Genomic DNA, 22,983 nt, shown 5'->3' with positions numbered 1-22,983 from the left:
GCGCCACTAATCCAATTCGGGGCCGCGTCCCTTTCGTTTTTTCTTGTACCGGATATAAAGGGTCTTGGTTTGCTCAACCAGGCTTATGAACTGGGTTTGTGTCAGATCCTCCCGATTGGCGGAAGCCCCGGCCAATAACAATACATGGTCCCAATCCACTTTTTTTACATACTGTGAAGAACGCAGGATAGAACCGTACATAATGACTGAAGTGGCAAACCTGTATTCAGGCGCTATATCCCCAAATTTAATGAACGCATTAGGGGCTTCGAATTTTTTATAGCATATCATGGAATCATTGGGGTGGCGGAATTGCATTTGAATAACACCAAAGCCTGTTTCATTCCGCATGGTGACCGGATTTCCCACAGGCACGATCTCAAAGGCTGCCATCATGGAATGACCGCTACCAATCTCCCCACCTTCGATCACCGATAAAGAATCGGCAATGGCCCCAACTTTATTATCAAATCCAATCAATCGATACTGTTTCACCAGGCTTGGCGAAAAACTCACATTCATGTACACATCATCCGCCACGGCATACAGGGTTTGCGTATACTCTTTCAATAAAACCTTTTCGGCCTCCTGGTAGGTATCAATATAGGCATAGTTTCCGTTGCCCTTACGCGCGAGTGTCTGGATCTTTGAATCTTTGTAATTGCCCATCCCGACGCCCAAACAGGTCAGGTATATACCGGATTCGCGATTTCGTGAGATCAGTTCATCCAACTCTGTCTCTGTCTTTACCCCCACATTAAAATCTCCATCGGTCGCGAGTATCACCCGGTTATTTCCATCGGGGATAAAGTGATTGCGTGCCACGGCATAGGCCATACGGATACCCGATTCTCCGGGGGTGGAGCCACCCGGCTCAAGTTCATCAATCGCCCGATGGATCTTTTCCTTTTGATTTCCGGCAGTAGGTTGTAACATGATGCCAACTACGCCGCCATATACAACAATGGAAACAGTATCCTTTTCCCTTAGGTTATCGGCCAGGAGATGGAAGGCTGATTTCAATAAGGGAAGGCGATTGGGAATATCCATTGAACCCGAAATATCGATCAGAAAGATGAGGTGACTAGGTGGAAGAGAGTCCACATTTACCTTTTTCGAACAGACATTGACAAAGAAAAGCTGGTTCTCGGTATTCCAGGGGCAATTGGTCAAGGTGGTGCGGATATGGAATACATCCTTCCCTTCCGGCGGATGGTAACTGAAGTTGAAATAATTCAGCATCTCTTCAATGCGCACCGCATCGGGTGGCACCAGGGTATTCATGCTGATAAAACGGCGGACGTTGCTGTAGGAAGCCTTATCAATGTTGAGGGCCAACCCGGTAGTTGGGTAATGGGAAGCAGCAACAAACTGATTTTCCACGATGGACGCATAGGTCTCGTCCCCCATGAACCATTTACGTTGTGATTCGCGGGCGAGGTTTTGGGTAAGGGAAGCCAGTTTATCGCGCTTAATCGAAGCAGCTACCGGAATGAGTTTAAGAATAGCAGTAGTAAATAGATCAGCCTTGGCCACAACCGTCTCCTTGTGATAGCCATCGGTGGTAAAAGTGAGGGTATCGATCGCCTGACGGGTCAAAATACCAAACCCCCCTTGCGAGCCCGATCGGTATACAAAGCCGGTGGAGTGTTGCAGGATGTTCACATTTTGCAATGCGATCCCCTTTTCATCTTTGACCTCCCCACGCAGGTAGAATTGCTGGCCAAAAGCGGACAGCCCCCCTCCCAGCAGGAAAAGGAGAATAGTTAAATTGGCTTTCAATGCGTTGGGCCTTTGCCGAAAGATATAAAATTTTTGGGGGGAGTTATAATCTTGGCCAAACAATAACAATTTGAGCACACTAAGTAAGGTTTCTCGCTGCCCTCGCAAAGAAGCACGGCGACCGCTGCGCGAAACTGTATTTAGCACTAACCCACTTATTCCGCTAACTGATAGATTTCCCGGATATTTCGGCCCAGGCCGTCATAATCCAAGCCATACCCTACCACAAACCGGTTGGGGATGGAGAAGCCGGTATAATCGATCTTGATCGGGAAGACCGCCGCTTCGGGTTTATGGAGCAGGGCCACGATCTTTAAAGAGGCGGGTTGCTGGTGTTGCAGTTTGGGTAAAAACTCATTCAGGGTTTTCCCGGTGTCCACAATATCCTCCAGGATGATTACATCCCGGTTGATGAGGTCCACATCGAGTCCAATGGCCGTGATCACCTGACCGGAGGAGGAAGTGCCTTTATAGGAAGCGAGCTTGATGAAACAGATCTCGGCTTCAATACTGATCGATTTAAAAAGATCCGCAGCAAAAATAAAAGAGCCATTGAGGATTGCGATAAAGAGGGGTCGCTTACCCGCATAATCCTTGTTCAGGTCTTCAGCAAGTTCAGCAATGCGGGCATGTATCTCTTGTTCGGATAAAAAAGGTTTGAATTGCTTATCGTGTATCTTGATGAGCGACATACGTGGACATTAATGTGTGGTTGAAATCAGCGCTTGACCAGTTTGGGTTGTGCCGGCGCCTTTGCCCGAAGATAAAGGATTTCTCCAGGAGCCGGTTGCATACCATACCCCAAATAATTATACTCGAGGAGACTGGCCAGACGGATAGCCTGGGTTTGGGCAATGGAATGAAGGGTCTCTCCGGGCTTCACAATATGCGTAATATCATTTCCTGTTTTTCGCTTACGCTGAAGATAGATCAGCTGGTCATTTTCCACCAGGTCTTTTACGGGCAATTCATTGAATTCATAGATCCGGGCCAGGGGCAGCCCGTACTGTTCAGCTATGCCTAAGAGGGATGTACCTGCCCTGACAAATACCACCCGGGTCTCATTCAATTTGAATTCACCTTCGGGATAACTGATTTCGGGTTCCACCACTGCAGGGGCTTCTGTAACTTCCTGTTCGGTCACCGCCGGAGGGGTCTGCTCCTCCTGTTCTTTCACGGGAATCTCATTCTTGACCCATTGTGCCCCACGGTCCATTTTGCCTAAGGCGATCAAGGTATAATCATTCAATTGAAAATCTTCAATGAGTTTGATGATCACTTGTGGATAGCGTGGATTGGTGGCATATCCTGCTCTTTTCAATCCATAGGCCCAGGCCTGATAATCTTCCGGATCCAGGTTAAACAGAAAAGCATAGCGGGTATTCCCTTTCAGGAAATTGGAATGATCACGATAAGAATCGATGGCGGAAGGATATTTTCGAAAACACTCATTGGGCGCATCATCCGTGTGGGAGACACGCTCACCGGTCCAGGTAGATTTGCATTTGATCCCAAAATGATTGTTTGACTTCTGGACCAGTACACTTTGTCCGGCTTCAGTTTCGTGAATCCCTTGTGCCAGTTTGATCGAAGCAGGAACACCGGTGCGGAGCATTTCCTCAATAGCCAGTTCCTTATAGGTGTCAATATATTGCCGGATGATCTCTTCCCGGCTTTGTGCCCGGAGTTCGATGAGTCCACCGATCAATAAGGTCAGTAACAGGATCTTTTTCACGAATTCAGCATTTGCGGATCAGGAACAATCCGTCACGCAGGGTGAGGATGGTCTTATCGATCCCGGTTTGTTCGTTTATAAATTCATTAAAGGCCTGGATGGCTTTTGCGTTCTTTCCTTTGACTTCCTCCTCCAATACCTGCCCATGAAAGAATATATTATCTGCTAAAATAAAGCCGTTTGGCCGGAGTTGGGGAAAAATCAAGTTAAAATATTCGATATAGCCGGGTTTATCGGCATCAATGAATACAAGGTCCCAGTCCTCCTTCAGGGTGGGGATGATGGTTTTTGCATCGCCCACATGCAGGGTGATCTGGTCCTCTTTGCCTGCTTTGGCAAAGAAACGACGGGCCACCACAGCTTCTTCTTCTCTTTTCTCTATTGTATGTAAATGCCCATCGGGTTGTAGTCCTTTCACCAGACAAAGGGCACTGTATCCCGTAAAAGTGCCGATCTCCAATATCCTACGGGGGCGGATCATGTGGCTGACCATTTCCAGAAATTTTCCCTGCAGGGCGCCACTGAGCATGTGGTGTTCTGCATGGTACGATTTGGTGAACTGGTCCAGCTCAACCAGTACCGGATCTTCGGGGCTGGTATATTTCAACGCATACTGCTCAACTAAAGCGGGGATCAGATCCAAATCCTTGTTTTTTGCAAAAATACAAGGATTGTAGCTATTGAAGTTTCATGCGGCGATAACCGAGGCGAACGCTGCACGAAACAATAAATCAGAAATTCGGTTGGAGCGCGTGCTTATTGTAGTACTGTAATACATACTCAGCCACTTCCGCCGGCGTATCCACTACCTTCAACAAAGCCAGGTCTTCAGACGAAATATTATTCTCCCTGGTCAGCATTACTTCTTCGATCCATTTCATCAACCCTCCCCAATAGGCTGTGCCTACCAGTACCAGGGGAACCCGTAACATCTTTCCTGTTTGGATCAAAGTGGCTACTTCAAAGAACTCATCCATGGTTCCAAACCCTCCGGGCATCATGATAAATCCCTGCGAGTATTTGGTGAACATAACCTTTCGGACAAAGAAATAATCAAAGTCGAGATTAGCGGCTTTGTCTATATAGTCATTGGCATGTTGTTCAAACGGGAGGTCTATATTCAACCCAACCGATTTTCCCCCGCCTAATTGGGCACCTTTATTGGCGGCTTCCATAACGCCGGGGCCACCGCCTGTGATGATGCCGAAGCCTTCTTCAGACAGTCGCTTGGCGACATCCACAGTCAGGTCGTAATAGGGGCTACCGGGTTGTGTACGGGCAGAACCGAAGATGGATATACAGGGGCCTATCTTGGCGAGGGCTTCAAAGCCATCTACAAACTCGGCCATGATCTTGAAAATTTGCCAGCTGGAATGTGCTTTGGATTCGGTCCAGTTTCTCTGTTTGGATTTCTTTAGTGTGTCATTCATAATATCAACAAGCTGTTTTTTCTCTATGTCTCTGTGCCTCTATGGTAAAAAAACCACGGAGGCGCCGGGACAGAAAGTAAATAACGTGAAAATCAAACATTTAGTTTGATAACGGTGTCTTTTTTGAGATCATCCTCAATCCCAAAAATGTAAATAACCCATTGATAATGATTAACTCATATCCGATCTTATACCCTCCGAACACCGAATCTGAGAGGGACTGGAGACCCAGGGAAACATGGAGTTTCTTTTCATACCATTCAGGGCTGCTGAGCATGTCGATACCCATGGCCAGTAAGGGGGCAATGATGCATACCCAAACAATGAGCTTGGGATTGAGTACGCGTTTGGTTAAAATGCCAAAGGCAAACAGACCCAAGAGCGGTCCATAGGTGATACCCGCGAATTTGAGGATGAAATCGATGATGAGTTTATCATTGATGGCTTTGAAAATAAGGACCAGCAAAAAGAAAAGGATGGCAAAGGAGATATGCACTTTCAGGCGGGTGCTTTTCTTAGCCTTCTCTGTAGCCGTGCTTTTTTTCAACCCCAGAATATCGATGCAGAAACAGGAGGTGAGTGAGGTGATGGCCCCATCCACACTGGGAAACAACGCCGATATCAATGCTATGATAAAGATGATACCGATCGAGCCACTGAATTCAGGACTCAACGCGATCGTGGGAAACAAATCATCCGGTGCGGTTTGAATTCCTTTGCTACCGGCATAGACATACAATATCCCACCCAATACCAGGAACATGAAATTTACCACCATCATGATCGCGGTAAAGGTCATCATGTTCTTTTGTGAATCACCCAGGTTCTTTACACTGATATTCTTTTGCATCATTTCCTGATCAAGACCCGTCATGGCAATGGCAATGAACATACCTCCCAAAATATGTTTTACCGCAAAGGAGCCTGAATTCACGTCCCAGTTAAAAATGCGCGAATATCCTTTATCATTGATCATCTGGAGCATTCCTCCGAGGTCGGTATCCATGGACCGGGTGATGACGAGAATACAGGCCACCAAACCCACCAGCATACCGGTTGTTTGCAAAGTGTCGGTATAAATGATGGTCTTTACACCCCCTTCAAAAGTATATAGGAGGATCATCACCAGGATGACGAGAGCCGTAGCCACAAAGGGGAACCCGAGTTTATCTAAAATAAAAAGTTGCAGTACGATTATAACCAGGTAGAGCCGGGCGGTAGCGCCGATCGTTCTGGAAAGGATAAAGAAAAAAGCCCCGGCCTTGTGTGCCTGAATACCAAAACGCTGTTCCAGATAGGTGTAGATACTGGTCAGGTTCATTTTATAATACAGGGGCAACAATACAAATGCGATCACGAGATATCCCAGCAAATAGCCTAACACCACCTGGAAATAAAAAAAGTTACCTGTACCCACCCCACCGGGTACACTTACAAAAGTGACCCCGGACAAAGAAGTACCGATCATACCAAAGGCGACCAGCATCCAGTTTGAACTACGGTTGCCAATAAAAAAAGAATCATTATCGGATTTGCGGGACGTGTACCAGGCTACGCCGAGTAAGATCAGAAAATAGCCAATGACGAAGGTAAAGAGTAGTCCAGAGCTCATGGAATAGAATTAAACAGTAAATATGGTTTGTCCTATGATATTCCGGATTATCAATAATCCAAAACAGGAATTACCCGTTGCCCGGAAAATGCCAAATGCAACGCAATGAAGGTAAGTAAAATACCCTTCTTAATTTTCCCGCTCCCTTTTTGGTTTGAGATAGATGGCGAATCCCGCACGCAATACCGGAAGTGCCCGATTCAATTCATCGCGGTATGGTGAATTTATATTACGGGAAGCATCAAACATGATAGCAAAGTAAGAATAGGTCTGCCCAATGATTCGATTGCCATATCCCGCTCCCAATAGCAGACTGCTGGCATTGAACTTTTCAGAAATCGATGGTGTTCCACTCGGGTATTTTCGGGTGATCTTTATCCAATTGTACTCAGGTACAGCGGTAAGATATAAAAATCGAACGGGCCAGATACGTACAAATGTTCCTCCTCCGTAATTAAAAACCCGGTCGCTATATGAATTATACCGGAAGGAAGTATAATTGATGTTTGTGGATATCCCTGCATCCAGCCAATTGGTGATGCTATACCCTATTTCGGGATTGGCCCCGATCTGAAATACCCCGGTGCTAAAACCCAGGTTGAGGGCGGTACCAATAAATATATTCTCCTGACGGAATTTCCCTTTGGTGGGTTCGTCTTCGTTTTGCGCTTGGGAAAGGATGGGGAGGAGGAGAAGGAGGGGGAGAAGTTTCTTATTCATCGTCTGGACCAAGATTTTGAGGATTTAAGGATGGGCAGGATTGATTTTTATGGATTTAATATCTAACCAAAATTCAATAATGATTTGAAGTATGATAACTCAATTTGCCTGAGTTATCTCATTTGGATTGGGTTCTAAAAGTTGTAAATTTTTTATTATATAATCTTCGAAACTGAAGACTGGGTGCTCCAAAGTTAATCAAAAGACCAATTTCCATGTTGTAAGCCTCAAGATAGTTTTTGGCCTGAGCAAGATGTGCATCCACCATTTCAATCACTGCTTTTAACTCAACCATTACCCTACCTTCCACAAAAAAATCAACTCTCCGGGTTCCTATAATCTCATCATCGTAGAATATATCCATCTCCATTTCCCGTTCAAATTCTATATTTCCCTTCCTAAACTCCACCGCGAGGGCCCGTTGGTAAATAACCTCTTGAAACCCATTTCCAAGTTGGCTGTGTACTTTCATTGCACATCCTATTACCTTTCTGGTGATTTCTTCATACTGCATAAAAAAATCACAATTTCCACCCAAAACGGCAATGGTCAGCAAAACTATCCTCGTAAAAAATCGTTTTTTTCCCTTCCCAGTCCTTGAAAACACTATCCTCTAAATCATAGAAAATCCATTCATTTCAAAGCCCATATTCCCATCCTTTCCATCCATAAATCCCAAAATCCTGGTCAAAGACGAAATGAAGGGCACTTGAAACTCCTTTTCTCACCCCCACTAAAGCTATTCAACACACCCTGTTTGATCAGGGAGAATTCAAAAGCCCCGCGTGTATTGTTGTAATTTTTAAGTGTAGAGATCGTGGCATCGTAGGTAAAGGTGGCACGAATATCCTTCCATTGAATTCCGATCATTGGTATCACGGCATCCTGGTGTCGGTAATAGACCCCACCGATCAGTTGTTGTTCACCATCCCCGGAAAGGTTGTATTGGGCATTCAATCCACCTACGATCTCGCTGGAGCGTGCCTGCGTGCTGAAATAAATATTGGGATTGAGTATCCATTGATCATTCAGCATAAAACTGGCATTCACAAAGGCATTATGCCGTACGGAGATCCGGTTATCCACCCCGGCTGTTGCATTAAAGAATGATTCCCTTGCCCGGTTCACATGCATGGCAGAATAGCCGGCATTGACATAAATGGCTTCTGTGGGGAAATAGGCATAATTCAAACCCAGTTGCAGGTCAAGGTAATTGACACTTGTATTATCAAGCTGTACTGCGGTCGGGAGTTTATTATCAAAGAATTTTCCGTCAAACTGATCGGGGAATTTCAGATTGGTGGTATTGATACGCTTGCCGGCCCAACCCACATTAAAGCCTGCTGACAAGAGACTGGAATAGCCGAGCATTTGATGATAGGCGACCGATCCATACACTTTAGAAGAAGTAAGGTTACCACTACCGGCCACATCATGCAATATGAGCATACCGGCGCCTAACCATCCAGTTTCAATCTGGTTCTTCATCAACTGCACATCGCCAAACGCACTCATTGTCTTATAGGGCAGGGTCATGATGGCCGACCACTGATTGCGGTAATTTACTCCCAAACGGTAATCCCCATCCGGAATAAACCCTGTGTTGGCCGGATTGGTTGACAAGGGCGAGTTCATGAACTGCGAAAAATGCAGGTCCTGACCCCGACCGCTCACCGCAAGCCCGGCAACAAACAAAATCGTCCATATGGTTCTGCTCAACTTCATTTATAATTTACCAACCATTTTCAAATTTTCAAACCTCCCAATTCGTGCCATTCGTGTCCTAACGAATCAACGTAATATCACCCTTTTTGGTTGTCCTGGTCCCGTCAAAAAATTCCACATCGAGGGTATAGGCGTACACATCCATGGGTTGTAATACTCCTTTGAACCGGCCATCCCACCCTGTGGTAAGCGAGCTGGATTCAAATACTTTCTGCCCCCAACGGTTATAGATCGAGAATTTCATTTTAACAATACCAAAACCACGTACCAGGATCTTATTATTTATATCGTTACTGTTCGGCGTAAAGGCATTGGGTACATCCACCTGGGCCAATACAATGGCTTCTACGGGCTGGCAGAGCGTATCGGCACAACCGTTACTGTTGATCGCAATCAGACAGGCATTGTAGGTGCCGGTGGCTACATATTGGTGAAGCACGGCCAGTCTTGAAGTGGTCACCAGGCTATCCCCGTCACCAAAGAGCCATTTGAAACTCACCGCATCTGATGAAGCAAGGTTGGTGAATGTGGTAGGCGTATTCTCAATGGGCGGAATGGGGGCCGTAGTGAAATTAGATACCGGATTATTAAATACCGTAATGGACTTAAATATCGTATCGCGGATATTACAGGTATTGGGATCGATCGCGATCAGGCGAATGGTATAGGTTCCGGCATTTGTATAAAGATGTGTCGGGTTCTGCAAAGTAGAGGTGGCTCCATCACCAAAATCCCATTCGAAGGATTGTCCGGCGATCGAGGTATTTGTAAAGCTGGCAAGATAGGGCACACATCCGGTAGCGGGTGTCTCAAACTGGGCTTCCACATTGGGGGCAATGCTGATACCTCGAACGGCGCTGTCGGGTGAATTACAATATCCCGTATCCAGCAAGAGTAATTTGATGATATAAGTTCCCGGATTGGCGTAATTATGAAATACCGGTCCAAACCCTACCGAGTCAATGATCGTACCATCGCCAAAGTCCCAGCGAAATGCTTTTGAAGAGAAAGGCAGTGCGCCTGGCGCGATCGATAGATTATCAAAACGGTATTTCAGCGAATCACAAGGATCAAGTTTGACAGGGTTGAAATCCAGGTCAGCCTCCAGATCACCTACCCGGATATTCAGATAGGCCGTATCTCTGATGTTACAGGTATTGGAGTCTTCGGCGATCAATCGTACACGGAACAACCCGGTCGTATTATAGGTATGTGCCGTAGAAGGTATGGTCGTTGTGACATCCGGTGAACCATCACCAAAATTCCAGATATAGGTCACGGCATTGGCGACCGTATCGGTAAAGTCCACTGTCAATGGTACACAGCCTGCCGTATCGCGAATTACGCCATTGATGGAGGACTGAGGGCCTGCATCCACACCGGAAAAATTAAAATTCATTTTGAGCATGGCGAGGTTACACCCTCCATTGCCTGAAGCTGTGGCCAGGTTGGCGGGTCCCCATACACCTGGTGATACCGGGAAAGTACCACCACCGCAGTTGGCACACATGGCCTGGTAGATGACCCCTTGCCGGTCGAAGCGGCTGGTGCCACCATCCACGTGATCAGGATAGGCACCACCTTGTTGCCCATAGAAGCTACCATATAACATGGTGGCTGCATTTTTTTGCAACACAAAAAAGTAAAAGTCGCCCATCGGGTCTCCCTGGCTTTTAAAGGCATCGGGAGTGGTCGGCATATTGAAGGTTCCGGAGGAAGGAAAGGCAGAGATCACCCCACCCCAACCGGATACATACACGTTTTCACAATTATCTACCAGAAATGCCACAGGAGAAATATTGGGAATCGCAGCAGGCTTACCAAACCGGGTGGAATACACGTATGCCGACAGATCGGGTTGAAGTTTGGCAATGAACTGAGGCGCGCCGGCTACACTATATCCAACATTGGATGTGATCGGCCAGTTGCCTCCGGTCTGTCCCATGACATAAGGAAAACCGCTGTTGTCAAATTGAATACCATAGACCTGGTCGATTGCCGATGTACCCAGATAGGTTGTACGCAGGATGGCGGACCCATCATTTGAAACGATGGAAACAAACCCATCAATATCGCCTTGAAATGTAGGATGGATGGTCCCTGCTTTATTGCCCGGAAAACTGGATTCGGGGCTACGGGTACCGCCTGCGACATAAATATTGTTTCCGGGACCTAATGCCAGTACATAACAGGCATCTTCCTGGGCTCCTCCCAGATAGCTGGCAAATTGTAATGCAGAAATATTGGGATCAAATTTCAATACTACTCCATCCTGTCTGCCACCCCCTGCTGTTGTTTGAAAGGCACCAGGTGTGGCTGGAAAATTCTGCGTGGCTGTACTTGATCCCATTGACCGGGTGGAAGAAACCACATATACAAAACCGGCAGCATCCAAAACCACTTCGCTTCTTCCATCATCGCCATAGTTCTGTTGCAGTAAATTCTCCGAGCGCGTGGCCGATATGTTCACGCCATCATCGGCTGAGCCTCCGATCCGTTTGGATCCGATGAGCGCAGAACCGGCGGCATTGAGTTTGGTAACAATGATATCAAAATCACCCCCTGATCCAATCAACCCACCATTGAGCCCCGTCCCCGGATAATCACCGGAATTGGATCGTCCGGCAATAACCAGATTGCCCGCGCCATCCACGATCAGACTGTGGGGTTGTTCATTTCCCAAACCACCAATATAGGTGGCGTAGATGCGGTTGGCCCCATTGGGAGATAATTTGATGATGGCGATATCGAGAGGTTGATTTCCACTGCCTCCATTGTAGGTAACATCAAAGGCACCCGGTGAAACAGGGAACCCTGAATTAAATACAAATCCGCCTCCATAAAAATTTCCGCCTGCATCATAGGTGGCAGTAAAACCCCAGTTGGAAGCGGTGCTACCAGAGAAAGAACAGAATATACGCGTGGGGTCGATGATCAGGGTTTGCGTCTTATCATAATTCTTTATGTCAAACCTTACCTCATCTCCTTTCAATACAAATTTGGCATTGACACGACTACGGGCTCCATTCACATATTGATAGGTAAAGGGATCGAGTTCTTTGTGCAGACCTACCGAAGTAGAGATCAGTAATTCTTTGTTGCGGACCTCCAGTTTATCGGCCCCTTCATATTTCATTGCAATGCGACTGATATCGGCTCCGGGTTTTACAATGAGGTCATATTTCAGGAAACCATCCTGGGTATAATACCGCAGGTCAATACCCGGGTAGAGTTCCTCGATCGTGATACCCTGGTAGATCTTACATTCCCCGGCCCATTTGGCGGGGTCATTACCGAGTATATAGTTGTTGTAGGTAGGTAGTGCTTTATCCGGGACTATGCGAGGTGATTTGGCAGTACCCAGAAAATTGACATTATAGGAGTGGCCGCGCAGGTGAAAGGGGTCATTGATGGTTGGACGTCGACCACCCACCATCTCGTCCGAATGACCATGCATTCGGTCCGTCATGTTTTCATAATCCTGCACATTGTATTGGAGAACGGTAAAACCCTGGTCGCGGATAAAAAAAGCCCCGGCGGGAAAATCGCCCATGAACCTGACCCGGCTATCCCATTGTCCCTTGTTTTCCACGAATTCAATGGTCCCGGTTTGGGCCTCGGATACGGAAAATAGGGCAAGCAGAAGGATCGTATAGGTTAAGCGGTTCAAGCGTGGTACTTTAAAGTAATTTAACTCAAAACAGGCACAAAAGTTCAAATCTTCTGTTAAGATATACGGCTCCAGGCCGTTTTGCGTTTTTGCGACTGCAAGTATCTCTTTATCATCAAATTTTCGGCCGAATTCAGTTCCGGGTCCTTTTCCAGGATGGACATGGCCAGATTTCTGGCTGTTTCCAGCAAGGCCCGGTCTTGGACTATATTCGCCAGCTTAAAGTTTAATTCACCGCTTTGCCGGGTTCCTTCAATATCCCCGGGCCCTCTCAGATCCAGGTCCTTTTCGGCGATCACAAAGCCATCATTGGTACTGGTCATGATTTCCATCCGTTCGCGGGTATCGCGGCCGATGGATTTTCCGGTGATCAGGATACAATAGCTTTTTTCCGACCCCCGTCCTACCCTTCCCCGAAGCTGGTGCAATTGAGAAAGCCCAAACCGTTCCGCGCTTTCGATCACCATCACCGATGCGTTGGGCACATTCACCCCCACTTCGATCACCGTGGTGGAAACCATGATTTGCGTATCGCCCGTAACAAAACGATGCATGTTCTGTTGCTTTTGCACAGCCGGTTGCCGGCCATGGACCATGCTGATCCAGTATTTGGGTTCCGGGAAATAGGCTTTTACATTTTCATACCCCTTCATCAGGTTCTCCAGGTCGAGTTTTGGACTTTCCTCAATCAGGGGAAATATGATATAGGCTTGCCGGCCTTTGGCTATCTCTGCTTTGATAAAATCCATGACGGCTGGCCGTGCATCTTCAAAACGGTGATGTGTAATGATGGGTTGCCGACCGGGGGGCATTTCATTGATCACGCTATAATCAAGATCGCCATAAGCGGTCATCGCCAGGGTGCGGGGTATCGGGGTGGCGGTCATGACGAGTACATGGGGCGGCGTATCGCCTTTCTCCCATAACCGGGCCCGCTGAGCCACACCAAACCGGTGTTGTTCGTCAATGATGGCGAGACCCAGGTTGCTGAATTGTACCGCTTCTTCAATAACGGCATGCGTACCGATCAATATATGCGTTGTACCATCCGCGATGGAAGCCAGTATCCGGTTACGTTCCGCTTTTTTGGTGGAGCCTGTCAATAACTCTATTCCCACAGGAAGTTCTTTGACCAGCTCCTGTAAATTCTGCAAATGCTGCCGGGCGAGTATCTCCGTGGGGGCCATCAAACAGCTTTGGTAGCCGTTGTCAGCCGCCAGTAACATGATGAGTAAAGCCACGATGGTCTTGCCACTTCCCACATCTCCCTGCAAAAGGCGGTTCATCTGGTGACCCTTCGCCGTATCGGTGCGGATCTCACGGATCACTCTTTTTTGCGCATTGGTGAGTGGGAAAGGCAAGTGGTTATTATAAAAGCCATTGAAAAGATCGCCTACTTTTTCAAACACCACCCCTTTGGAGTGCCGGTGTCTTCCGGCACGGATCATTCCCCAGCGGATCTGCGCCATGAAAAGTTCTTCAAACTTGATCCGTTGGATCGCCAGGTTATAGGAGGCCGGGTTATCGGGAAAATGGACCTGGGTCTGGGCGCGAAATCGGCCGATCAGTTTTAGTTTTTCCACTAATTGGGCCGGCAGGTTTTCCGGAAAATATTCTTCCCGGATCATCTGAATGACCTGAGCTGTTAGTTTTCCAAGCTGCCGACCTCCCAGGTTGCGGGTCTTTAATTTTTCCGTACTCGGATAAACCGGTTCCAGATAGGATTTTACCTGGTCACCCTCCCCCGTGTAAACCTCCATTTCGGGGTGTACAATTTGTGGTTTACCCTGGAAGAAACTCAACCGTCCATACACGAGATAGGTCTTGCCTATTTCCAGGTATTTCTGGATATAGGTAATACCCTGAAACCAGGTCAGCTCGAGATAGTCGGTCTCATCGCGGAGTTGCGCCACCATCCGTTTGCTACGCTTATCCCCTACCATATCTACCAGCAACAGTTTGCCTTTTACCTGTACAAATTCCATGGCAGGTACCAGGTCCTTGATGGCTACCACTTTGGTTTTATCTATATGCCGCAGGGGATAATGCTCCAGCAGGTCGCCAAAAGTGTAAATACCGAGCTCCTTTTTGAGCAGGTCCCCTTTTTGGGGGCCTACACCTTTGAGGAATTCGATGGGAGAGGATAATATGTCGGTGTTGGTGGAAATTGTATGACTATTTCTGCAAAAATAGGGGGAATCCTTTGTGCCCGCCTTTGTGTCCTTCGTGCCCCCTTTGTGTCCTTCGTGTCCTCCTACGCCAGACTTGCGTAGGAGGACACGAAGAACACAAAGAAGGCACGAAGGACACAAAGAAAAACATTCTTCTTACTTATTCTATCCAGAGCACGCATAGGTGAATACACTTAAATTAAATTGATATTCACATTAATCCTTTACCTGTAGAAAATATTAATGGTTCTGTCTCGTTTGTGCATCATAGTTTAGCCAACCACGTTACGTAATCACTAACCCAAATCAGCAACCAAAGATGAAAAGATCTTTACTCGCCGTTCTTTGTTTTATTTCCATTCATGTACAGGCGCAAACCAACAACGCAGTCAATTTTGATGGAACGAATGATTATATAGAAATCGCAGACAACAATGCCATCGATCTTAGCAGCAACTTTACCATTGAAACCTGGATCTATCCCACCGGCACGGGATCCTCTGGCACAGAGGGTGGCATCATCATCAACAAAGAATCGAGCTATGAGATCGCGCGATTTCCTGATGGAACCATCCGCTATGCCCTGAGTGCAAATGGAGCAGGTTCAGATTGGTCCTGGACCAATACCGGACTCGTTACCCCGCTAAACCAATGGTCGCATATTTCCCTGATAAAAAATGGAACCACGGTTACCTGTTATCTGAATGGGACCAGTAGTTATTCGGCCGGAAGCCAACCTGCGACACTAACCGCCAATACACAGCCACTTCGGTTGGGAGGCCGGGTAACCTCTTCCCAGTATTTGAGTGGATATCTGGATGATATGCGTATCTGGAATTCAGCGCGCACCCTAACGGAGATCAAAATCTATATGTTCGATAAAGACCTTTCCGCCACTGCCAGCGGTCTTGTAGCCTATTATAAAATGAATGAAGGCAGTGGGACAAGCGCTGCGAATTTCAGTACCAACTTTAGCGGACTTGGAGGAACATTGACCAATAGCCCGGCCTGGGTAGCTTCGCCCATTCAGTTTTCGGCTAATGCCTTGAAATTTGATGGATCAAATGACAACGTGGTCATTCCCCAGGTGATCAGTAGTGATTTCACGATGGAATTTTGGGTAAGCACCAGTTCGACAGGTCCGGGTACTACCGGCACACAATGGTATGGTGGAAATGGGATCGTGGATGCAGAGGTAGGTGGGGGTACAACAGATTTTGGAACAGCCCTTACCGGATCAAAACTGGCTTTTGGCATTGGCAACCCGGATGTAACCATCCATTCATTGACCGATATCAATACAGGTGGTTGGTTTCATGTGGCTGTGAGCTGGCAACAGAGTACAGGGGCCATGCGGCTTTATATCAATGGTACCCTTGAAGCCTCAGGTACAGGTGGCACAGGCTTACGCTCCGCACCTCCCCGTATCACGTTGGGTCAATTACAGACCAACATGCAATACTTCAATGGCACGATCGATGAACTCCGTATCTGGAATGTTGTACGCAGCCAGGCCGACATTCAGGCAAATAAAAACAGTGAGATCGACCCCACCACATCCAACCTGGTGGCTTATTATACCTTTAATCAGGGGTTGACGGCTGGAACGAATACAGGTATCCTTTCCCTGCTAGACCTGAAAAATAATAACAGCGGCACCCTGAACAATTTCGCCTTGACAGGTTCCGCTTCCAATTTTGTAGCCCAGAACTCCGGCTTCTTTCTGTTGCCCCTACAATGGGGACAATTCACGGCCATCAAACAGGGTGAAAGGGTGCAGCTTAACTGGTCAACACAACAAGAACGCAACACGAGTCATTTCTTAATTGAATATAGTAAGGACGGACGTCAGTGGGAAAACATCGGACGGGTGAATGCTGCTGGAAACAGTGCTGGCACTTCAAATTATTCCTACACACATATCCTCCCAATAAAAGGCATGAACTATTACCGGCTTCAACAGGTTGACCTGGATGGAAGTCATAGTTTATCGGAGACACGGAGTATTTATTTTACAAAAAATCAAATCGGGCTTGTTTTGCTAACAAATCCCATTCACGCCAATGAGGCACTGAAACTACAATCCGACAGGTCTCAACAGATCTCGCTCATCGACATGAGTGGAAAACTGATCTGGAAAAAACAAGTGACAGAAGGATGGAATACTGTGCTGATGACGGGAGTGAAAGCGGGAATGTATTTGGTGGGGAATGAAGAGGGAGGGTTTAGTAAGGTGTTGGTTGTTGAATAGTATTTTATAGTACGGAGACTTGAAGTCTCCGTACAGCCGAACATCAATAATCCAAAGGCTGTATCAGGTCCCAGAGGTTACCATACATATCTTTAAATACCGACACGGTACCATAGGGTTCCTTTGCCACAGGTCTGATGAACTCGACGCCCCGGCTCTGGTATAGGTCATAGTCGCGGTAGAAATCATCGGTATAAAGAAACAGGAATACCCTTCCGCCGCTTTGATTACCAATAAACTTAACCTGCTCCTCTGTTGCGGCCTTTGCCAACAGAATATGGCAGCTCCCTTTCTGGCCGTATGGTTTAACCACCACCCAACGTTTGGCAGGGGTAAGTACCGTATCCTCTATTAATTCAAAGCCTAAGATGTTGGTGTAGTAGGCAATGGCTTCATCGTAATCATTGACGAGCAGGCTGATCTGGTGGAGGTGTTGGGGCATGGGTATAGTTTACAAAAAAAGGATAATAGTAATTTGACAGTGTACAAATATCGGATATAGCCTGCACAGCGGGTTTGCCTTATATTTAGGGCTACAAATCGCCCCACGAATGAGCCAGAATCCCGCTGAAGCTAATCCCCATACCTGGATAGAAAACTATGGCGACCTGTTGTATCAATATGCCTTACCCCGTCTAAATGATCCTGCCCTGGCTGAAGACCTGGTACAGGAAACCTTTCTTTCCGGCCTCAAAGGACTACAATCTTATAAAGGCGAGGCCTCAGAAAAGAACTGGTTATTCGCTATTCTGAAAAATAAAATCATTGACCATTTTCGAAAAAAATCACGTGAGGCTTCTGTCGTCAGCATGCCCGACCTCGCCTCAGTAAATGAGGAGTGGTTTGATGAAAAAGGAGGCTGGATACCCCAGCGCACACCCCGGGAATGGCCCCTGCTTGACCAAAAAGAGATCCGCCGGATCATTAATTGGTGCAAGGACCACCTGAAGAACCTCCAACAGCATGTTTTTGTACTTAAATACCTGGAAGATCTTGATTCCGATGAAATCTGTAAGGTTTTAAATATTAGTTCGTCTAACTATTGGGTATTGATTCACCGGGCCAGGCTTCAGATGCGCGAATGCGTGGAAAAGCAAGGGTTCAATAATGGAGAGGTATGAAATCGTCCCTGGTAAATAAAATGATGATCCACTGCCATGAAGCCACTTTTTTCATGGCCAAAAAGGAAGAAGGAAAATTGTCGCTGACAGACAGGCTCAAACTATCGGTACATACCTCCCTGTGCGCAGCCTGCAAGAAATTTGAGAAACAGACCTCCCGGATCAAACAAGAAAGCCAGTCCATTTTCGCCTCAGATACCCTTTCCACCCCGACCCGGGAAAGATTGAAAAAGACCTTGCAAGACCTTCCTCCCACCAGCTAAACAGCGAAAAAAATTCAAAAAAGACCTTATTTTTTTCATTCTGCCTGTAAGGAAAAGAAAACCACTGCGTCCTTATACGCGTACATGATCTTATACCAGTACCGGATTACCAGAAATCCTTTAATTTTCGGGCGACCGGGGAATGGGATAAAGGAATAAAAAACATTCGATGACGATCCATCATTCAGTGCAATCTATTTTAAGGTTATTGGAGGCTTCCATCACGGAGCTCACAGAGGAGCAATTTGTTCAAAAGATCGATACCCTGTCGGGCGCGACCATTGGACAACACATTCGGCACATCCTGGAGATGATGGTCTGTCTCGAAGAAGGCTATGCATACGGCACCGTCAATTATGAACACCGGAAAAGGGATATCCAGATTGAGACCCAACGGGAAATAGCGATTCAAACGCTTCACCGAATCCTGCAAAACCTCCATCCGCAAGACAAGGACCTGACCCTCGAAGCCGGGTTTGATGAATTATCAGACACGCCACTCCTTTTTCAAACCAATTATTACCGCGAACTGGCTTATAACCTCGAACATGCCATTCACCATATGGCCCTGATCAAAATAGGCATACGCGCCGTTTCCACGATTGAGCTTCCCAAGGGATATGGGGTGGCCTCGTCGACGATCAGGTACCGGGAGAATTCGTAAGCATTGACCAGTGGGTAAAATTCCCTGCCATTTCTTGTTAAATAAATGGGGAGCCCTGGAAGCACCTCTCAGCCGGACTTTCTCCATCCTCTACATTCGATGGCGAACAAACCGAACCGCCCGTATCCGGTTTCCAAACAACAAGAGGTCTGTTCTGCGTTTTCCCTTGGGCATCCTCTTTAGTAAATACCCATCGAAGAGTAACCGGTCAGGAGCCAGGAGCACACCCGTGGTGGTGTCATTACCTCGCAGGATTATGGAATAGGTCAAATTATCCTGGTATGTAATTTTCATTTCCAGGTCTATCTCTTCATTTCTGAATTGTCCATTCCAGGTGGTAAAATCGTATGCAGGACCGGGAAGCGCTTCCCGACTGAGTGTATAAGGTGCATGAGAAGTATAATAGGCTGTGACCTCCCATTTTCCATTTTGACCCAAGTTAAATTCCTGTTTAAAGGCAGGATCATTCACCTGGTGAAATACATTGGATGACTCCCGTTCCAATTTCACATCGTTTCTGCCATAGCGACGAAGAAACAAAGCGCTGTCCTTTTGTATGAATTGAAAATAGAACCGGTCTCCATCCGTATAAAAACCCAATATCTCCTTTTCCAAAACGGGTTTTCCTTCTTTTACCGGCCGGGTAAGGAAGGAACCTTCATTGGCCGGAAGGTTCAGAAAAATATCTGCCAACTGATAGTTTTGAGGGTTGGGAGTTATTCTTCCCGAATTGGTCAAGGTGATAAAACTGATTCTCTCTTCCGGAAAACGGATGGTCATGGCTTTGAATGCTCCTGTAGCTCCTTCATGAAAAAGGATAGGTCGGTTTTTGTACACGCCCTTTTCCAATCCATATCCATACGAACCGGGATTGGCTGGCCATGAGAATTCCTGGCTTTTTTGAATGACCGCCGGATCGAGATCGGTCAATTTCTCTCCCTGAAGAATCCGTTCCCATTGAACCTGATCGGCCATTGAGGAAAACAAATTTCCATCTCCAACCACTTTCCATTTCCAGGGGTAGGTGGTCCAGGTTTGAAAATTAAAATAAGCCTTTGCGATCTGGCCGGTAAGCAGGGCCGTGTCAACACAAAACGAGGTCTCCTTCATACCCAACCGATCAAATAGTGATTGGGTATATTGAAGAAAAGATTGGCCTGAGGCTTTCCCGATGATCAGCGCCAGCAATACATAGTTGGAATTGCTATACAGGTATTGGGTCCCGGGTAAAAAATTCAATTCCTTTTGCCGCATCAACATATTCAATACATCCTGATTGTCCAGGCTATTCTTCCACCAGGTGATGCCTTGTAAGGATAGCAGGTCATAAAAATCACGTATGCCACTGGTATGGGTCAGGAGGTGTTGTATGGAAATTTTTTGTTTTATACCCGGATAAAGGCCCGGGAAAAAATGGCGGATGTCCTCGTCGAGTGACAGCTTTTTCTCCTGTTCCAATTTGAGAATGGCCAGGGCCGTAAACTGTTTGGCGTTGGAGGCGATATTGAAACGCGTGGAGGAGCCAATAGCCGAGCTGTCTATCAGTTCAGCCAACCCTTCATATTTTTCATAGATTTTTTTGCCATTCCTGATTATGGCTGAGGCTACACCCGGGGTTCCCGGCGAACTGTAAAGGGTGGTCAGTGAATCCAGGCGGGCAATGGTCTGCGGCGAAATTTTCTCCGGTAACTGGCCAAAAGAAAACAGAACCAGGTTCATCAGGAAGGTGGCAAGGAGTAGGGATCTTGTCATCAATTTTTTTTATAAAAATCAATCTGTCTCTGCATTAAGCCGCCCCAAATCAGGATTTGAACCCTTTTTCCGCACAAATTCACTGGGATTTAAGCCCGTCTCCTTTTTAAATGCCCTCAGGAAGGTGGACTTTGAATTGAACCCGGCATCGTAGGCCAGTCCCATCAGGGTTTGGGTATCGTGTTTTCCAAGTCCGATCCGGTCAATCACCGCCTGTACCCGGTAGCCATTTACATAGTCATTAAAATTTTTTCCAAAGGATTTATTGATAACAAATGATATTTTTTTGGGATGTATATTAATGGCCCGGCTGAGGTCGGTAACGGTAAGCATGGGGTCTTCATACCCTTTTTTATTTTCCATAAAATGAATGATGATTTCCCGAATCGCTGCAAGCGCCGGATCTGGAGAAGTCTGGCTGGTGGAAAGCAAATTATCCGGTTGCGCTGATTCATCTTTCTCATGCTGCGTGGGCGCAGCATTGGTTTTTTCTGAAAAAATATCAAAGGAGGTGGGGGTCACCATGCTATTTCCATAACCAATGATACCCAGCAGGTAGGTGACCACAGAAAAACAGAGATAGTACCAGTATTTACTTCCAAACTGGCCCCATTCCGGATTGAACAGGAAGAACAGTATGCGTAGGACCAGCAGCAGCAAAAAAAGGAAAAGAACAAACCTGAGCCACCTGAACCGGATGCGGTCAGCGAAACTAACCGACTCATAGGTTAACCGGAGATACCTGAAATATTCCCTTACCGACCGAATGGAATAATAGACCAGGAAGAAAAACCCGGTTATCTGGTACCAGGGGTCCAGGTCCTTATCTCTCCCGTCTGCATAAAATCCCGTTTCGTTATTGGATACCCCATCTATCACCCAGAGACCAAGGATATAGAATAAATAAAGGGCCCCTGGGAGAAAATGCAACCCGTGTTTCCAACTCAGGCGAAAGGACCGATCAAGCAGGGAGCGTACATAGAGGAACAGAACAGGTGGTATCCAAAATAAATGCTGAAGCGGGGCATAAAAGAGAAATTGGCGGTAAGGTTCTTTCGAATACCAACCCGCATATCCCAGCATAAAGGGGGAGATATACAGGGTTGCCAGAAAAATAAACAGAGCAAGAAACAGGTTAGCCAATTCCCTTTTCTGGTAGCTCTTGATCAAAAGCAGCAGGGTCAGCACCCATCCATTCAGGAAAAAGAATAAGAGAATACTGCTCTTGTCGTTGAAATGGAAAAACATAATGTCATTTAAATTATTGATTTCCACCTTACATTCCAAAAAGTGTGTAACCCTTAGGCCGGTAAACCCTCTGAGAGAAAGTAAATTCGCTTAAATCAAAAAAATACCATGCATATAGCCATCATTGGAACGGGAAATGTGGGCGGCGCCCTGGCCACCCAATGGTCAAAAACAGGTCACCAAATTCAATTAGGAGTGAAAGACATTAACCAATTCAAGGGAAAGGAATTATTACAGAATGATAATACCCGGGCCCTGTTCATTACCGAGGCGGCGGCTCTATCAGAGGTGATCCTCCTGGCCATTCCTCCAGTAGCCATTGATGATGTACTGCCCTTGATGGGTGATCTTACCGGAAAAGTCGTGATCGATGCCACCAATAGCATCAATAACCAGGTACATGGCCACCCTACCCTTTTCCATTACCTCGCCGCACAAACAAAAGCCGATCTGGTGAAATGTTTTAACTCCACAGGGTTCGAAAACATGCTCCATCCCATTTATCCCACCGGACCACTCGATATGTTTATGGCCGGTGACAATCAAAGGGCCAAGACAATAGCCCATCAACTCGCCCTCGATTGCGGTTTTGGATCATGTATTGATTTTGGTAAAAGTGATAAGGTAGAACTCTTGGAAAAGTTTGCACTCTGTTGGATCAATCTGGCTATAATGCAGGGCATTGGTAGGGGGATTGGGTGGAAGCTTGTAAGGAGGTGAGGGATGATTATTGTCGTTGGAGGGTGAGATATGCATGCTAAACGTAGCAAACACAAATTTTCTTTGTTACTAAGATTAAATAGGTCTTTGTAGTAGAGGACTTTCTCACTTCCCAATAC

General features: G+C 46.6%; 19 protein-coding genes. 5 read left to right on the top strand and 14 right to left on the bottom strand.

The window, feature by feature from the left end:
* Positions 1-6 precede the first annotated feature (6 nt).
* The 11 genes from J0M30_06450 to recG form a co-directional block, all read right to left on the bottom strand.
* Positions 7-1,782, bottom strand: coding sequence for a von Willebrand factor type A domain-containing protein (locus J0M30_06450; GenBank protein ID MBN8667130.1), 1,776 nt, complete (start codon positions 1,780-1,782; stop codon positions 7-9).
* Positions 1,783-1,937: 155 nt separating this feature from the next.
* Complete coding sequence (hpt, locus tag J0M30_06445; protein MBN8667129.1) at positions 1,938-2,474, bottom strand: hypoxanthine phosphoribosyltransferase; 537 nt, start codon at positions 2,472-2,474, stop codon at positions 1,938-1,940.
* A 26-nt stretch (positions 2,475-2,500) separates the two neighbouring features.
* Positions 2,501-3,517: a glucosaminidase domain-containing protein gene (locus J0M30_06440; protein ID MBN8667128.1), complete on the bottom strand. Its 1,017-nt coding sequence runs from the start codon at positions 3,515-3,517 to the stop codon at positions 2,501-2,503.
* A 4-nt stretch (positions 3,518-3,521) separates the two neighbouring features.
* Entirely contained in the window at positions 3,522-4,160 is a 639-nt protein-coding gene (locus J0M30_06435) for an O-methyltransferase (GenBank protein MBN8667127.1), read from the bottom strand.
* Between the two features lie 88 nt (positions 4,161-4,248).
* Positions 4,249-4,947 (bottom strand): TIGR00730 family Rossman fold protein, encoded by a 699-nt coding sequence (locus tag J0M30_06430; protein MBN8667126.1) that lies wholly within the window; start codon positions 4,945-4,947, stop codon positions 4,249-4,251.
* A 100-nt stretch (positions 4,948-5,047) separates the two neighbouring features.
* On the bottom strand, positions 5,048-6,559 hold the full coding sequence (locus J0M30_06425; GenBank protein MBN8667125.1) for a sodium:solute symporter: 1,512 nt from the start codon (positions 6,557-6,559) through the stop codon (positions 5,048-5,050).
* 129 nt (positions 6,560-6,688) lie between these two features.
* Entirely contained in the window at positions 6,689-7,279 is a 591-nt protein-coding gene (locus J0M30_06420; protein MBN8667124.1) for a hypothetical protein, read from the bottom strand.
* 118 nt (positions 7,280-7,397) lie between these two features.
* A complete protein-coding gene (locus tag J0M30_06415) occupies positions 7,398-7,793 on the bottom strand; it encodes a GxxExxY protein (protein ID MBN8667123.1) in 396 nt (131 codons plus the stop codon).
* Positions 7,794-7,966: 173 nt separating this feature from the next.
* Positions 7,967-9,004, bottom strand: a complete 1,038-nt coding sequence (locus J0M30_06410; GenBank protein MBN8667122.1) for a PorP/SprF family type IX secretion system membrane protein — start codon at positions 9,002-9,004, stop codon at positions 7,967-7,969.
* Positions 9,005-9,062: 58 nt separating this feature from the next.
* On the bottom strand, positions 9,063-12,722 hold the full coding sequence (locus tag J0M30_06405; protein MBN8667121.1) for a PKD domain-containing protein: 3,660 nt from the start codon (positions 12,720-12,722) through the stop codon (positions 9,063-9,065).
* Positions 12,723-12,730: 8 nt separating this feature from the next.
* Positions 12,731-14,842 (bottom strand): ATP-dependent DNA helicase RecG, encoded by a 2,112-nt coding sequence (gene recG, locus J0M30_06400; protein MBN8667120.1) that lies wholly within the window; start codon positions 14,840-14,842, stop codon positions 12,731-12,733.
* A gap of 322 nt (positions 14,843-15,164) precedes the next feature.
* On the opposite strand from recG, the gene J0M30_06395 reads away from it, so the two are divergent.
* On the top strand, positions 15,165-17,096 hold the full coding sequence (locus tag J0M30_06395) for a LamG domain-containing protein (protein MBN8667119.1): 1,932 nt from the start codon (positions 15,165-15,167) through the stop codon (positions 17,094-17,096).
* 43 nt (positions 17,097-17,139) lie between these two features.
* Here the strand turns inward: J0M30_06395 and J0M30_06390 are convergent, their stop codons facing one another.
* Entirely contained in the window at positions 17,140-17,538 is a 399-nt protein-coding gene (locus J0M30_06390) for a VOC family protein (protein ID MBN8667118.1), read from the bottom strand.
* Between the two features lie 109 nt (positions 17,539-17,647).
* On the opposite strand from J0M30_06390, the gene J0M30_06385 reads away from it, so the two are divergent.
* From J0M30_06385 to J0M30_06375, 3 genes are all read left to right on the top strand, one after another.
* On the top strand, positions 17,648-18,217 hold the full coding sequence (locus tag J0M30_06385; protein MBN8667117.1) for a sigma-70 family RNA polymerase sigma factor: 570 nt from the start codon (positions 17,648-17,650) through the stop codon (positions 18,215-18,217).
* On the top strand, positions 18,214-18,480 hold the full coding sequence (locus tag J0M30_06380; protein ID MBN8667116.1) for a hypothetical protein: 267 nt from the start codon (positions 18,214-18,216) through the stop codon (positions 18,478-18,480). Before J0M30_06385 ends, J0M30_06380 begins: the two co-directional genes overlap by 4 nt.
* Positions 18,481-18,649: 169 nt before the next feature.
* Entirely contained in the window at positions 18,650-19,144 is a 495-nt protein-coding gene (locus tag J0M30_06375; protein ID MBN8667115.1) for a hypothetical protein, read from the top strand.
* Positions 19,145-19,234: 90 nt separating this feature from the next.
* On the opposite strand, the gene J0M30_06370 is transcribed toward J0M30_06375, so the two are convergent.
* Positions 19,235-20,896, bottom strand: a complete 1,662-nt coding sequence (locus tag J0M30_06370; protein ID MBN8667114.1) for a beta-lactamase family protein — start codon at positions 20,894-20,896, stop codon at positions 19,235-19,237.
* Positions 20,897-20,914: 18 nt separating this feature from the next.
* Positions 20,915-22,144: a helix-turn-helix transcriptional regulator gene (locus J0M30_06365; protein ID MBN8667113.1), complete on the bottom strand. Its 1,230-nt coding sequence runs from the start codon at positions 22,142-22,144 to the stop codon at positions 20,915-20,917.
* A gap of 108 nt (positions 22,145-22,252) precedes the next feature.
* Here J0M30_06365 and J0M30_06360 point away from each other — a divergent pair, with 108 nt between their 5' ends.
* Positions 22,253-22,864 carry an NAD(P)-binding domain-containing protein gene (locus tag J0M30_06360; GenBank protein MBN8667112.1) on the top strand — a complete coding sequence of 204 codons (612 nt, stop codon included), beginning with the start codon at positions 22,253-22,255 and terminating at the stop codon, positions 22,862-22,864.
* Positions 22,865-22,983 lie beyond the last annotated feature (119 nt).

The sequence above is a fragment of the Chitinophagales bacterium genome, assembly GCA_017303415.1.
Lineage (GTDB): Bacteria > Bacteroidota > Bacteroidia > Chitinophagales > Chitinophagaceae > SpSt-398.
The sequence above is the reverse complement of the archived record's forward strand: the minus strand, read 5'-3'. Positions and strand labels throughout refer to the sequence as shown.